This window comes from Escherichia sp. MOD1-EC7003 (assembly GCF_002965065.1).
In the GTDB taxonomy this organism is placed as follows: Bacteria; Pseudomonadota; Gammaproteobacteria; order Enterobacterales; family Enterobacteriaceae; genus Escherichia.
Genome location: NZ_PTRE01000196.1, coordinates 1 through 15,193, shown reverse-complemented (window position 1 = coordinate 15,193; position 15,193 = coordinate 1). Strand labels below are relative to the sequence as shown.

Here is a 15,193-nt window from a genome sequence, read left to right as displayed (position 1 = left end):
ATGGACATTATTTTTGTAGAGCCGGAGGAAACAGACCAGACGGTTTAAATGAGCCGGTTACGTATTACGTGTAAGTGAGGAGTAATTATTGTTCGGTATCAAAGGGAGACAAAAAAAGCGCCCGCAGGCGCTTTTTATATTCAGAAAAACTGGGGGTTAGCCAATATATTCCAGACCGTTCATATACGGACGCAGAACTTCTGGTACTTCAATACGACCATCAGCCTGCTGATAGTTTTCCATTACCGCAACCAGTGTACGACCAACAGCCAGACCAGAACCGTTCAGGGTATGAACCAGTCGGGTTTTCTTGTCCGACTTACTGCGGCAGCGTGCCTGCATACGACGCGCCTGGAAATCCCAAACGTTGGAGCAGGAAGAGATCTCACGGTAGGTATTCTGTGCCGGGATCCATACTTCCAGGTCGTAAGTTTTGCAAGCGCCAAAGCCCATGTCGCCGGTGCAAAGGATGATTTTACGGTACGGCAAGCCCAGCAGTTGCAGGACTTTTTCCGCATGACCGGTCATCTCTTCCAGCGCCGCCATTGAGTCTTCCGGGCGCACGATCTGCACCATTTCAACTTTGTCGAACTGGTGCATACGGATCAGGCCACGGGTGTCACGACCATATGAACCGGCCTCAGAACGGAAGCATGGGGTGTGGGCGGTCATCTTAATTGGCAGATCATCTTCATCAATGATTTCACCGCGTACCAAGTTGGTCAGCGGAACTTCTGCCGTTGGGATCAGCGCGTAATTACTGGTGTCTGCTTCTTCTTCCAGCGGACGAGTATGGAACAGATCGCCCGCAAATTTCGGCAATTGTCCCGTGCCGTACAGCGTGTCCTGGTTAACCAGGTACGGGACATAGTTCTCACTATAGCCATGCTGTTCGGTATGCAGATCCAGCATAAACTGCGACAGTGCGCGGTGCATGCGAGCAATCTGCCCTTTCATAACCACAAAGCGCGAACCGGTCAGCTTAACTGCGGCTGCAAAGTCGAGGCCAGAGTGCATTTCACCCAGCGTCACGTGGTCACGAACTTCGAAGTCAAACTCACGCGGGGTGCCCCAACGGCTAACTTCTACGTTGTCATTTTCGTCTTTACCTACCGGCACGTCATCTGCAGGCAGGTTAGGGATGGTCAGCGCGATATCGCGAATTTCAGCCTGTAAAGCATCCAGCTCGGCTTTTGCTGCATCCAGCTCTTCGCCCAGTTTGTTCACTTCCAGACGTAAAGGCTCGATATCTTCCCCACGCGCTTTCGCCTGGCCAATGGATTTCGATCGGGAGTTACGCTCCGCTTGCAGGTTTTCCGTTTTGACCTGCAATACTTTACGACGCTCTTCAAGAGCGCCCAGCTTATCTACATCCAGCTTAAAGCCCCGGCCTGCCAGTTTTTCAGCGACTGCGTCTGGCTCATTACGCAGCAGATTGGGATCGAGCATGCTTATCCTGTGCTTATCGAATTAAATGGGAGATGTGGCCACAGCCTGCGACCACAGGGATACAGTAACAACATTACCGCAACGATAACATTAACGGTAGCGTTTTATGGGGCTATTTTGATCCTGTTCAGCCAGCCAGGCGAGCTTTTCGCCAATCTTGCCTTCAAGCCCCCTGTTTGTCGGGAAATAATAGCGTGTTTGTGCTATTTCCGGCGGGAAGTAAACCTCACCGGCAGCATAAGCGTTTGCTTCATCATGAGCGTAACGATATTCCTGCCCGTAGCCCATTTCCTTCATTAATTTCGTCGGCGCATTACGCAAATGAACCGGTACGTCATAATCCGGGCGTTCGCGAGCATCGGCCAGCGCGGCTTTAAACGCGGTGTAGACAGCGTTGCTTTTTGGCGCGCAGGCCAGGTAAACAATCGCCTGAGCAATGGCGCGTTCACCTTCTGCCGGACCAACGCGGGTAAAGCAATCCCAGGCCGCAATTGCCACCTGCATCGCTCGTGGGTCAGCATTACCAACGTCTTCCGACGCTATCGCCAGACAGCGACGCGCGACATATAACGGATCACCTCCGGCAGTAATAATTCGCGCATACCAGTACAGCGCCGCATCAGGTGCGCTGCCACGTACCGACTTATGCAGTGCGGAAATGAGATCGTAAAAGCGATCGCCTTTGTTATCAAAACGGGCGCTACGTTCACCGGCGATTTCGGTCAGTAATTCAGGCTTCAGGACACGCTTGCCGCTATCATCGACTTCGGCCATATCAGCCATCATTTCCAGCGTATTCAACGCCCGGCGCGCGTCGCCATTCACCAGTTCAGCAATGGCGAGTCGGGTTTCATCTGGCAGAACTATATCCTGACCACCATAGCCACGGGTTTTGTCTTCCATCGCCTGAGTCAGTACTTGCTCAATATCCTCTGTACTCAGGGATTTCAGCAGATAGACACGGGCACGGGAAAGCAATGCCGAGTTAAGTTCAAACGAGGGGTTTTCAGTCGTCGCACCAATAAAAGTGATGGTGCCGTCTTCAATATGTGGCAGAAATGCATCCTGCTGGCTTTTGTTGAAACGGTGAACTTCGTCAACAAAAAGAATAGTGCGGCGACCAGCATTGCGGTTTTGCCGAGCGCGCTCGATCGCCTCGCGAATCTCTTTCACGCCAGAGGTGACGGCAGAAATACGTTCCACATCAGCGTTCGCATAGCGGGCAATCACTTCAGCGAGGGTTGTTTTGCCGGTCCCCGGCGGCCCCCAGAGGATCATTGAATGCAAGTGCCCGGCTTCGATAGCGCGTGGCAACGGCTTCCCCACTGCCAGCAAATGTTGCTGGCCAATATACTGTGCTAAATTTTCTGGCCGCATACGCGCGGCCAGAGGTTGAAAAGTATTATCCGAAAAATCGAGCGACAGATTGCTCACTCAGGTGCCTCTACTTACGTTGATCATCTACCGTGACGCCTTGCGGCGGGGTGAAGGTAAATTTCGCTGCATCCACAACCCCATTCTGCTGGGATTTCAGTTGATAACTGCTGCGCTGATCGTCCTGCTCCACCGCGCTAAACTGATGAATTGTGCCATCACGCCCCACGTTAATGGTGAACTGCTTCAGGTTGCCATTGCTGGCTTTCGGCGTCAGAACAAAGTCATCGCCATTCTGTTTGATATTGTACTGCTGCCAGTCGCTGGACTGGTTGCGGGCAATCAGCATAAACGGCGTATTACCGGTGGCATCTTTCAGCCAGGTTGCCGTAGCTTGCTCAACGAACGGGTTATAAAACCACAGTGTTTTACCGTCAGAAACCAGAATACTTTCATCAGGTTGAGTCATATGCCAGTTGAATAAGTTTGGACGCTTCACCCACAGATCGCCCTGACCTTCCTGCACCGCCGCGCCGCTACCGTCAGTCACTTTTTGTGTGAAGCTGGCATGGAAGCTGCTGACTTTATCCAGACGGCTTTTCAGATCGCTTGCGGCATCAGCCCAAACACTGGACGCCACTAAACTTGAGAGTAATGCACAGGTGATGGCAATTTTTTTCATCATTGTTCCTCAAATTACGTCACTCCCGATCGGGAGTTCCCTCTACTCTCTATTCCAGGCTAATAATCAGCTTGAGGAAAGAAGAAAATACTGAATTTTCAGTTACCAGAGTGCCGGATGCAACGCTATCGCGTCTTATCCGGCCTACGATGCACTAATTAGTCAAACGGCGGTGGGGCCAACACTTCACGATTACCGTTGTGCCCCTGTTCGCTGACAATCCCCTGCGCTTCCATCTGTTCGATAATACGCGCCGCACGGTTATAACCAATGCGGAACTGACGCTGTACGCCTGAAATTGACGCTTTGCGTTTTTCAGTGACAAATTGCACCGCCTGATCGAACAACGGATCAAGTTCTTCAGCGCCGTCGAAACCGCCTGCACCACCTTCGCTTTCACTGTCGGAGGTGATGCCATCAACATACAGTGGGCGACCACGTGCTTTCCAGTCCTGCACCACGGCATGAACTTCCTGATCGCGAACAAAAGCACCATGGACTCGTACCGGTAACGTGGAGTTCGGCCCAGAGTAGAGCATGTCCCCCATTCCCAGCAGTGATTCCGCGCCAGCCTGATCAAGAATGGTACGTGAGTCAATCTTACTGGATACGGTAAAGGCGATACGGGTCGGAATATTCGCCTTAATCAGACCAGTAATAACATCAACCGATGGACGCTGCGTTGCCAGTACAAGGTGGATACCTGCGGCACGGGCTTTTTGCGCCAGACGTGCTATCAACTCTTCCACTTTTTTCCCTACCGTCATCATCAGGTCGGCAAATTCGTCCACCAGCACCACAATGTACGGTTCTTTTTTCAGCACCGGATGCTGCACATCCATACTGTCACCCGGCTTCCAGTAAGGGTCTGGAATCGGACGCATCATGCGATCGGCTTCAGCAATTTTTTCGTTATAACCCGCCAGATTACGCACACCCAGCGCAGACATCAGTTTATAACGACGCTCCATCTCGTTAACACACCAGCGCAGCGCGTTGGCGGCATCTTTCATATCGGTAACGACTTCCGTTAACAGGTGCGGAATACCTTCATAAACCGAAAGCTCCAGCATTTTCGGGTCGATCATGATGAAACGCACATCTTCTGGCTGTGCTTTATAAAGCATACTCAGGATCATCGCGTTCACGCCGACAGACTTACCAGAACCGGTAGTCCCCGCAACCAACAAGTGCGGCATTTTTGCCAAATCGGCAACGACCGGCTCACCGGCGATATCTTTACCCAGCACCACGGTTAATGGCGACGGATTATCACGGAATTTGGCGTTATCCAGCACTTCTCGCAGATAAACGGTTTGTCGTTTTTTATTCGGTAACTCCAGACCTACATAGGGTTTGCCAGGAATAACTTCAACAACACGAACCGCCACGGTTGATAGCGAACGGGCGAGGTCACGTGACAAGTTAGAAATACGCGCCGCTTTTACGCCCGGAGCCAGATTCAGTTCAAAGCGAGTGATAACCGGGCCAGGTGAGTAATTAACGACATCGGCTTTAATGCGGAAGTCAGCCAGACGCGCCTCCACCAGACGCGCCATTTGTTCAAGCGCAAAGGTATCTACCGGTTCCACTTCGCCCGGCGGCGGTGTCAGCAAATCCAGAGAAGGCAGCGGCGTCGTCGGTTTATGCAACGGACGGCTGTCGCCATTGCGCATCAACAGTGGATGAAGCAGGGTATCCTGCGGCTGTGGCGCAGGTTGTTGTGGCTGCTGATATTGCTGCTGCGGTGCGACCGGCTGTTGCGGCGGCTGATATTGCTGCTGCGGTGCGACCGGCTGTTGCGGCGGCTGATATTGCTGCTGCGGTGCAACCGGCTGTTGCGGCGGCTGATATTGCTGCTGCGGCGCGACCGGCTGTTGCGGCTGCTGATATTGCTGCTGCGGCGCGACCGGCTGTTGCGGCGGCTGATACTGCTGCTGCGGTGCGACCGGCTGTTGCGGCGGCTGATACTGCTGCTGCGGTGCAACCGGCTGTTGCGGCGGCTGTACAGGTTCAACAATTGGCGTAAACAGCGGTTCGTGTGGACCATCATCCAGCAACGCTTTCATTGGCGAAAATTCGAAATCATCCAGCGAGAACGGATTCGCCCCAGCCGGTTGTTCGCCGGAATAACGTTGCTGTTGAGTTTGAGCAAACTGACGAGCCAGTTCAGCCTCTGCCGCAGCATCTGCATCTTCTGCGTTCACAGGCACATCATGCTGATACTGTTCACCATAGCGTTGCTGCTGCGTCTGGGCGAACTGACGCGCCAGTTCATCCTGCTGCATCGCATCGATTTCATCATCGTTATACTGATCGCCGGAATCGTACTGATTGCGCTGGGCTTCACGTGCTTTTTCTTCTGCCGCTCTCTGCGATGGCAGCTTAATGCCATATGACGCCAGTTCACGACGAGTTGGCACGCGGATACGTTTAGGTCGTGGCAACTGCGGGCCAATCCCTTCTTTGACCTGCGGACGCGGTCCACCGCTATTTGCCAGACTGAAGACTGGTGCGGCCCCCCCCGTCGCCAGTGTCGCTTTTTTCACGCCAGATACCAGCGGAGAAACAGCGGCAGCAGCTTCTACTGGAGGTACTGCTGCAACAGAAGGTGCTTTCTGTGAAGATTTGATCGGTTCTGGTTCTTTAACTGGTTCAGGAATCGGTTGATACCAGGCCGCAAGTTGTTCACGTTCACGGGCACGCTTCTCTTCCACTTCTTCAAAATAGTAAAGCGGTGGACGCGCGGGTTTTGTCTCTTCTACAACGGGTTCAGGCTCCACAACAGGCTGCTGTTCAACGGCTTGCGGCTGTTGGTATAACGGCTCCTGAGCGACTGGCTGCTGATAAGCTTGCTCCGTCTGGTATGTAGACTGCGGAGCAAAAGTGGATTGCTGCTCTTCGGCTTGCCAGGCGTTACCTGCCACCGGTTGTTCCGGCGCAGCAGCGTAATACGGTTGTTGAACAGGTTGTTCAGCAGCAGGCGCATAATACGGCTGCTGTGGTTGTACAGGTTGTTGCAGCGGCTCATTATATTGCACCGCAGGCTGCGCATATTGTGGCTGCTGTGGGTAACCTTCCGGTGCAGAAGCAATAACCGACTCCCCCGTTTGCGGGCCCGGAACAGGCTGCCAGCCTACAGTAGGCTGTGAAGGTGGAATATCAACAGAGGCCACAGGCGGCGTATGAGTCACAGGTTCAACCGGCGCAGCCCAGCTTTGTGTCGCCGTGGTAGCAGCAGCTGCCGCAGCAACAGGTTCGGTAATTGGCGCACCGTTTAATAATGGATCGTATTCGTCATATTCTGGCTGCGTTGCACGATTGCCCGAAAATAGGACGTCGTCCGGGTCGGCAGCCACACCGCGTGCAGTGTAGGTAATCTCTTCGTCATCATCCATCCGCTTACCGGAGAACAACGCAGCGTCTGTTTGCCGCCCCATCGGATTAATGAATTTTTCCGCCAACCGTTTACGACGCGCTAACGCGCCGCGAAGAATACGGGCACGGCGTGATTCATGCTGTTTTCCGTGATTTTCATCTTCATACTCTTCGTCGTCTTCATACTCATCTTCATCGACCCAGGTATCATCGCGACGGGTGCGATTACTTGCGAAGGTGAGAATGCTTAAAATCCAGCTACCGAGTTTTTCAGCAATGGTCACCCATGACCAACCGGTGAACAGCGTCAGGCCCGCGGCCCAAACGCAGAGCAGCGCAATAGTTCCCCCGCTACTGTGTAGCAGTGGTTGTAGTGTAGTGCTTAGTAAGCTGCCGATGACGCCGCCGGAGGCAAAATACCAGATATCATCAGCGTTGATTGCCGCCAGACCACAGGAAGTAAGGATGAGCGCCAAAACGCCAATGATGCGTAGCGAAACGGCAAAATAATCAATGTATTCGTCACTGGACTGATGACGCCAGGCAAACCAACAACCGCCGATAATAATGACGGGAATGGTGTAAGCCATCACGCCAAAAATAAAGAACAGCGTATCTGCCAGCCACGCACCGGGCATCCCACCTATATTATGGATAGGCTCATGCCAGGCCGTTTGCGACCAGCTGGGGTCCGAAGGGTTAAAGCTTAGTAAGGCAGCCATCAACCAGACGGCAAACAGGACAATAAGGAGCAGCAACGCCTCCAGAAGTCGGCGGCCGCTACTTAACTTTGTCAATGTGACTTCTTTGTCTTCAGTGTATTCCTGGCTCAAGAAAGGCTCTCCAGGTTACAGGCTTTTCCTGCCCGATGCTAAAACGGACAACAGTACCAGGTTACCCCAGTACTGTTGCTGTATGGATTAACAGGAGTGTAATCAAAATACACCGATTTTGCACCTGTTCCGTGTTAGCGCGTCTTAATAACCAGACGATTACTCTGCTTGACTTCTTCCATAACGACGTATGTCCGTGTGTCATTGACGCCAGGCAGACGCAGCAGGGTTTCCCCCAGCAACTTACGGTAAGCAGACATATCAGGCACGCGTGTTTTCAACAGATAGTCGAAATCACCGGACACTAAATGACACTCCTGAATTTCTTCAAGTTTTTGTACAGCGGTATTGAATTGTTCAAACACATCCGGTGCGCCACGATTCAGAGTAATCTCAACGAATACCAGAAGTGATGCATCCAGATAATGGGGGTTCAGCAGCGCCGTATAGCCCTGAATAAACCCTTGTCTTTCCAGCCTACGCACACGCTCAAGGCACGGCGTTGGGGAAAGTCCCACACGTTTAGAAAGCTCGACGTTAGAAATACGCCCATCCTTTTGCAACTCATTAAGAATGTTACGATCGATACGGTCGAGATCTTTGCCGGGGCGCTTCTTGCTATCTACCATTATTATTGTCTCTCTGTATTCCTTCCCTACTCCTGTCTGACCCTGAAGCATCACTGTTCAGAGTCGCTACCCGTCACGATAGACCGAAATCATTAAGATTCAAGGCGCGCAATGCCTGGGTCTACGGTGAGAAGACCGTTGCCTTGTGGCAGCTATCGACATCACGAATGGCGTCTGTCCACGCCATACGTAGATTTCACTAGCACGGTAAACATGGTATTTACATGCATGGTTATGCGCATATAAGAATACCGTTTTTTTCTTCCTCGAATGTTTTCGCAAAACACCAGGGGATTGTCAAAGCAAAACATCGATTTTTAGTACAACATGCCAGATATTCATTAACAGGGGCGTTTATTCATCATTTAATCGGCTTATAAAACGGGAAAGTTAAGTAGTAGAGGTGATAATGACGGGGGAATTTGACCTGCTTATCGATGCTGCCGATTGCACAAATTGTTAACAAAATCGTCATACTCTTTTTTTACGTCTGTAAATTCCCTACAATCCTGCCCATTGTCTGCCAACAACTATGGGGATCTCATGGGCACGACCAAACACAGTAAACTGCTTATCCTGGGTTCAGGCCCGGCGGGATACACCGCTGCTGTCTACGCAGCGCGCGCCAACCTGCAACCCGTGCTGATTACCGGCATGGAAAAAGGCGGCCAACTGACCACCACCACGGAAGTGGAAAACTGGCCTGGCGATCCAAACGATCTGACCGGTCCGTTATTAATGGAGCGCATGCACGAACATGCCGCTAAATTTGAAACGGAAATCATCTTTGATCACATCAACAAAGTAGATTTGCAGAATCGTCCGTTCCGTCTGACTGGCGATAGCGGTGAATACACTTGCGACGCGCTGATTATTGCCACCGGAGCTTCTGCACGCTATCTCGGCCTGCCCTCTGAAGAAGCCTTTAAAGGCCGTGGGGTTTCTGCTTGTGCAACCTGCGACGGTTTCTTCTATCGCAATCAGAAAGTGGCGGTCATCGGCGGCGGCAATACCGCAGTTGAAGAGGCTCTGTATCTGTCTAACATCGCTTCGGAAGTGCATCTTATCCACCGCCGTGATGGTTTCCGTGCGGAAAAAATCCTCATTAAGCGTCTGATGGATAAAGTGGAGAATGGCAACATCATTCTGCACACCAACCGTACGCTGGAGGAAGTGACTGGCGATCAGATGGGCGTCACTGGTGTTCGTCTGCGCGATACACAAAACAACGATAACATCGAGTCACTCGACGTTGCCGGTCTGTTTGTTGCTATCGGTCACAGTCCGAACACCGCTATTTTCGAAGGGCAACTGGAACTGGAAAACGGCTACATCAAAGTGCAGTCGGGTATTCATGGTAATGCCACCCAGACCAGCATCCCTGGCGTCTTTGCTGCGGGCGACGTGATGGATCACATTTATCGCCAGGCCATTACATCTGCTGGTACAGGCTGCATGGCGGCACTTGATGCGGAACGCTACCTCGATGGTTTAGCGGATACAAAATAATTTTACAAATCAGTAACAAAAGTAAAGAAGGCGACACCATGCGACTATGGGTCGCCTTTATTTTTTCCCCGTTGTAACATTGCTCTGCAAATAATTCTGATAACTCACCTGCTAAGTGTGCAATGAATAAATCCCGTCAAAAAGAGTTAACCCGCTGGTTAAAACAGCAAAGCGTCATCTCCCAACGTTGGCTGAATATTTCTCGTCTACTGGGCTTTGTGAGCGGCATATTGATCATTGCCCAGGCCTGGTTCATGGCGCGTATTCTGCAACATATGATTATGGAGAATATTCCCCGTGAAGCTCTGCTGCTTCCCTTTACCTTACTGGTTCTGACCTTTGTACTGCGCGCATGGGTGGTCTGGTTACGCGAACGGGTGGGTTATCACGCCGGGCAACATATCCGCTTTTCCATTCGCCGTCAGGTTCTCGACCGTCTGCAACAAGCAGGGCCAGCGTGGATTCAGGGCAAACCTGCTGGGAGTTGGGCTACGTTGGTTCTCGAGCAAATTGACGATATGCATGATTACTATGCACGCTACCTGCCGCAAATGGCGCTGGCGGTGTCGGTGCCGCTGCTGATTGTTATCGCGATCTTCCCCTCTAACTGGGCTGCGGCGCTCATTCTGCTGGGCACTGCACCGTTAATTCCGTTGTTTATGGCGCTGGTTGGAATGGGAGCTGCCGATGCTAACCGACGTAACTTTCTCGCTCTTGCTCGCTTAAGTGGGCATTTTCTCGATCGCCTGCGCGGCATGGAAACACTGCGTATTTTTGGTCGTGGTGAAGCTGAAATTGAAAGTATTCGTTCTGCTTCGGAAGATTTTCGCCAACGGACAATGGAAGTGCTACGGCTGGCGTTTTTATCCTCCGGCATTCTGGAATTCTTTACCTCGCTGTCGATTGCTCTGGTGGCGGTCTATTTTGGTTTCTCCTATCTTGGAGAGCTGGATTTTGGTCACTACGATACTGGCGTGACGCTGGCTGCGGGTTTTCTGGCCCTGATCCTTGCGCCGGAGTTTTTCCAGCCATTACGCGATCTCGGTACGTTTTATCATGCTAAAGCCCAGGCTGTTGGCGCAGCGGACAGTCTGAAAACGTTTATGGAAACCCCGCTTGCCCATCCGCAGCGTGGTGAGACGGAATTAGCATCGACCGATCCGGTGACCATTGAGGCCGAGGATCTGTTTATCACGTCGCCGGAAGGTAAAACGCTGGCCGGACCGCTGAACTTTACTTTGCCAGCAGGCCAACGTGCCGTGTTGGTTGGTCGCAGCGGTTCAGGTAAAAGCTCACTGCTAAACGCGCTTTCCGGTTTTCTCTCATATCAGGGTTCGCTACGAATCAACGGAATAGAATTACGCGATTTATCACCGGAATCGTGGCGTAAACATCTCTCCTGGGTTGGGCAAAACCCGCAACTACCGGCCGCAACACTACGGGATAACGTACTTCTGGCACGACCTGATGCCAGCGAACACGAGTTACAAACAGCACTGGATAATGCCTGGGTTAGTGAGTTTCTGCCACAACTTCCACAAGGTGTTGATACACCAGTTGGCGACCAGGCTGCCCGCCTTTCTGTAGGCCAGGCACAACGTGTGGCGGTGGCGCGTGCATTACTGAATCCCTGTTCGCTATTACTGTTGGATGAACCCGCTGCCAGCCTTGATGCTAACAGTGAGCAGCGCGTGATGGAGGCGCTGAATGCCGCCTCGCTTCGCCAGACAACGTTAATGGTCACCCACCAGTTAGAAGATCTTGCTGACTGGGATGTCATTTGGGTAATGCAGGATGGTCAGATTATTGAGCAAGGACGTTATGCGGAATTAAGCATGGCTGGTGGTCCTTTCGCCACATTGCTGGCCCATCGTCAGGAGGAGATTTAAATGCGCGCTTTGCTACCCTATCTGGCACTGTATAAACGTCATAAATGGATGTTAAGTCTGGGCATTGCGCTGGCAATTGTCACATTGCTCGCCAGTATCGGTCTGTTGACACTTTCCGGCTGGTTCCTCTCTGCCTCAGCGGTTGCAGGCGTTGCAGGACTATATAGCTTCAACTATATGCTACCCGCTGCAGGCGTACGTGGCGCAGCAATCACCCGTACCGCCGGGCGTTATTTTGAACGTCTGGTGAGCCATGACGCGACTTTCCGCGTGTTGCAGCATCTACGCATTTACACCTTCAGTAAATTGCTCCCCCTCTCCCCTGCCGGACTGGCGCGCTATCGTCAAGGCGAATTGCTCAACCGCGTAGTGGCAGATGTTGATACGCTCGATCATCTTTACCTGCGCGTTATCTCGCCGCTGGTGGGCGCTTTTGTGGTGATTATGGTGGTGACAATCGGATTAAGTTTCCTTGATTTCACCCTCGCCTTTACGTTGGGCGGCATTATGTTACTGACGCTTTTCCTGATGCCACCGCTGTTTTATCGTGCGGGAAAACGCACCGGGAAAAATCTGACTCATCTTCGCGGGCAGTATCGCCAACAACTGACGGCCTGGCTGCAAGGGCAAGCTGAACTGACCATTTTTGGTGCCAGCGATCGTTATCGCACGCAGTTAGAGAATACTGAAATTCAGTGGCTGGAAGCGCAACGCCGTCAATCTGAACTGACCGCCTTATCGCAAGCGATAATGCTGCTAATTGGCGCGTTGGCGGTGATCCTGATGCTGTGGATGGCGTCTGGCGGCGTTGGCGGCAATACTCAACCCGGCGCGTTAATTGCCCTGTTTGTCTTCTGTGCGTTAGCTGCGTTTGAAGCACTGGCGCCGGTAACGGGTGCATTTCAGCATCTGGGGCAAGTCATTGCCTCTGCCGTACGGATCACCGATTTAACGGATCAAAAACCGGAAGTCACCTTCCCTGAGACCAAAACCCGAGTTGACGATCACGTTTCGCTGACGCTACGAGATGTTCAGTTCACTTATCCGGAGCAATCCCAACAGGCAATTAAAGGGATTTCTCTTCAGGTAAACGCCGGGGAACATATTGCGATTCTCGGGCGAACAGGATGCGGTAAATCAACACTGTTACAACTGCTGACCCGCGCATGGGACCCGCAACAGGGCAAGATTTTGCTTAATGATAGCCCCATAGCCAGCCTGAATGAAGCGACGCTACGACAGACCATCAGCGTTGTGCCACAGCGAGTGCATCTGTTTAGCGCCACGCTGCGTGATAATCTATTACTCGCCGCTCCTGGCAGTAGTGATGAGGCTCTGGTAGAGATCTTGCGTCGCGTTGGTCTGGAGAAGCTGCTTGAGGACGCAGGTCTCAACAGTTGGTTAGGTGAAGGTGGACGCCAGCTCTCCGGTGGTGAACTGCGCCGTCTGGCTATCGCCCGTACGCTATTACATGATGCGCCACTCGTATTGCTGGATGAACCTACCGAAGGCTTAGATGCCACAACTGAAAGCCAGATCCTTGAATTGCTTGCAGAAATGATGCGTGAGAAAACGGTGTTAATGGTCACCCATCGACTTCGCGGACTCTCTCGTTTCCAGCAAATAATAGTGATGGACAACGGACAAATTATTGAACAAGGTACTCACACAGAACTGCTTGCCCGACAGGGGCGTTATTACCAGTTTAAGCAGGGTTTGTAAGCTATTATTGAACGATCCGACTTGCGTGGAGTTTTGCGGTCATGCGCCTGGTTCAGCTTTCTCGTCATTCAATAGCCTTCCCTTCCCCGGAAGGCGCATTACGTGAGCCTAACGGCCTGCTGGCACTGGGGGGCGATCTTAGTCCTGCGCGCCTGTTAATGGCTTATCAGCGTGGTATTTTTCCGTGGTTTTCTCCAGGCGACCCCATCCTCTGGTGGTCGCCCGATCCTCGCGCGGTGCTATGGCCAGAATCACTGCATATCAGCCGTAGTATGAAGCGATTTCATAAACGCTCGCCCTATCGAGTCACGATGAATTACGCTTTTGGTCAGGTTATTGAAGGCTGTGCCAGCGATCGCGAAGAAGGAACCTGGATCACGCGAGGCGTGGTCGAAGCCTACCATCGTCTTCACGAACTCGGTCATGCCCACTCCATTGAAGTGTGGCGTAAAGATGAGCTTGTCGGCGGTATGTACGGCGTGGCCCAGGGAACGCTATTTTGTGGCGAGTCAATGTTCAGCCGAATGGAAAATGCATCCAAAACGGCGCTTCTGGTATTCTGTGAGGAATTTATCCGTCATGGAGGTAAACTTATCGACTGCCAGGTGCTTAACGAGCATACAGCGTCGCTTGGTGCCTGCGAAATTCCCCGTCGGGATTACCTCTATTATCTCAATCAAATGCGCTCTGGACGATTGCCGAATAATTTCTGGATACCGCGGTGCTTGTTTTCACCACAAGAATGAATGTTTTCGGCACATTTCTCCCCAGAGTGTTATAATTGCGGTCGCAGAATTGGTTACGCTCATTACCCCGCTGCCGATAAGGAATTTTTCGCGTCAGGTAACGCTCATCGTTTATCTCACCGCGCCCTTATATGTTGCGCTTTTGGTGCGACTTAGCCGTGTGTTTTCGGAGTAATGTGCCGGATCTGTTTGTTGCGATTTAGCGCGCAAATCTTTACTTATTTACAGAACTTCGGCATTATCTTGCCGGTTCAAATTACGGTAGTGATACCCCAGAGGATTAGATGGCCAAAGAAGACAATATTGAAATGCAAGGTACCGTTCTTGAAACGTTGCCTAACACCATGTTCCGCGTAGAGTTAGAAAACGGTCACGTGGTTACTGCACACATCTCCGGTAAAATGCGTAAAAACTACATCCGCATCCTGACGGGCGACAAAGTGACTGTTGAGCTGACCCCGTACGACCTGAGCAAAGGCCGCATTGTCTTCCGTAGTCGCTGATTGTTTTACCGCCTGATGGGCGAGAGAAAGAACACGTAAAAGGTCGGTTTAACCGGCCTTTTTATTTTGTGGAAGTATAAGTCCATAAGTTATCTCAATGTAGATATACTGCACAACTTGTTTACAGTATGAGCAAACGATAATTGCCAGTAAAATTCTTCTTGACCGTTTTACGTCAACTCCCTATAGTAGCGCCCCGTTGCCCCATGAGGTCAGGCAACAAAACAATTTGGTGAGGTGTCCGAGTGGCTGAAGGAGCACGCTTGGAAAGTGTGTATACGGCAACGTATCGGGGGTTCGAATCCCCCCCTCACCGCCATATTTGAAGAAGAGCTCGTACGAAAGTACGGGCTTTTTTTTCGTATTTTGCACATACCGGGGGGGATGAGAAGCCCCGACCGGGGTTCGACAACTGGCGATGTCAGCGCCAATGATATAAGACAGTAATTCACCATTTGGATTGTCCGCTCCACCCAACA

At 51.8% G+C, this 15,193-nt stretch carries 10 protein-coding genes and 1 tRNA gene; 6 read left to right on the top strand and 5 right to left on the bottom strand.

The genetic code is table 11. The features are described from left to right. Positions 1-156 precede the first annotated feature (156 nt). The 5 genes from serS to lrp form a co-directional block, all read right to left on the bottom strand. On the bottom strand, positions 157-1,449 hold the full coding sequence (gene serS, locus A7090_RS23485; protein ID WP_105275722.1) for a serine--tRNA ligase: 1,293 nt from the start codon (positions 1,447-1,449) through the stop codon (positions 157-159). 90 nt (positions 1,450-1,539) lie between these two features. Then, positions 1,540-2,883: a replication-associated recombination protein RarA gene (gene rarA, locus A7090_RS23480; RefSeq protein ID WP_105275721.1), complete on the bottom strand. Its 1,344-nt coding sequence runs from the start codon at positions 2,881-2,883 to the stop codon at positions 1,540-1,542. Between the two features lie 10 nt (positions 2,884-2,893). Beyond that, positions 2,894-3,505 (bottom strand): outer membrane lipoprotein chaperone LolA, encoded by a 612-nt coding sequence (gene lolA, locus A7090_RS23475; RefSeq protein WP_021550529.1) that lies wholly within the window; start codon positions 3,503-3,505, stop codon positions 2,894-2,896. 158 nt (positions 3,506-3,663) lie between these two features. Then, complete coding sequence (gene ftsK, locus A7090_RS23470) at positions 3,664-7,716, bottom strand: DNA translocase FtsK (protein WP_105275720.1); 4,053 nt, start codon at positions 7,714-7,716, stop codon at positions 3,664-3,666. Between the two features lie 134 nt (positions 7,717-7,850). Continuing rightward, the gene (gene lrp, locus A7090_RS23465; RefSeq protein ID WP_000228473.1) at positions 7,851-8,345 is read right to left on the bottom strand and encodes a leucine-responsive transcriptional regulator Lrp; all 495 of its coding nucleotides are present in this window, start codon (positions 8,343-8,345) and stop codon (positions 7,851-7,853) included. A 543-nt stretch (positions 8,346-8,888) separates the two neighbouring features. Here lrp and trxB point away from each other — a divergent pair. The 6 genes from trxB to A7090_RS23430 all read left to right on the top strand — a co-directional run bounded on the left by trxB (position 8,889) and on the right by A7090_RS23430 (position 15,033). Then, a complete protein-coding gene (gene trxB, locus A7090_RS23455; protein ID WP_105275719.1) occupies positions 8,889-9,854 on the top strand; it encodes a thioredoxin-disulfide reductase in 966 nt (321 codons plus the stop codon). Between the two features lie 122 nt (positions 9,855-9,976). Then, positions 9,977-11,743 (top strand): heme ABC transporter permease/ATP-binding protein CydD, encoded by a 1,767-nt coding sequence (gene cydD / locus A7090_RS23450; RefSeq protein ID WP_105275718.1) that lies wholly within the window; start codon positions 9,977-9,979, stop codon positions 11,741-11,743. Next, a complete protein-coding gene (gene cydC / locus A7090_RS23445; protein ID WP_105275717.1) occupies positions 11,744-13,465 on the top strand; it encodes a heme ABC transporter ATP-binding protein/permease CydC in 1,722 nt (573 codons plus the stop codon). Positions 13,466-13,506: 41 nt separating this feature from the next. Next, the gene (gene aat, locus A7090_RS23440) at positions 13,507-14,211 is read left to right on the top strand and encodes a leucyl/phenylalanyl-tRNA--protein transferase (protein WP_105275716.1); all 705 of its coding nucleotides are present in this window, start codon (positions 13,507-13,509) and stop codon (positions 14,209-14,211) included. Between the two features lie 284 nt (positions 14,212-14,495). Then, positions 14,496-14,714, top strand: a complete 219-nt coding sequence (gene infA / locus A7090_RS23435; RefSeq protein ID WP_001040187.1) for a translation initiation factor IF-1 — start codon at positions 14,496-14,498, stop codon at positions 14,712-14,714. Positions 14,715-14,945: 231 nt separating this feature from the next. Beyond that, positions 14,946-15,033 (top strand) — tRNA-Ser (locus A7090_RS23430). Positions 15,034-15,193 lie beyond the last annotated feature (160 nt).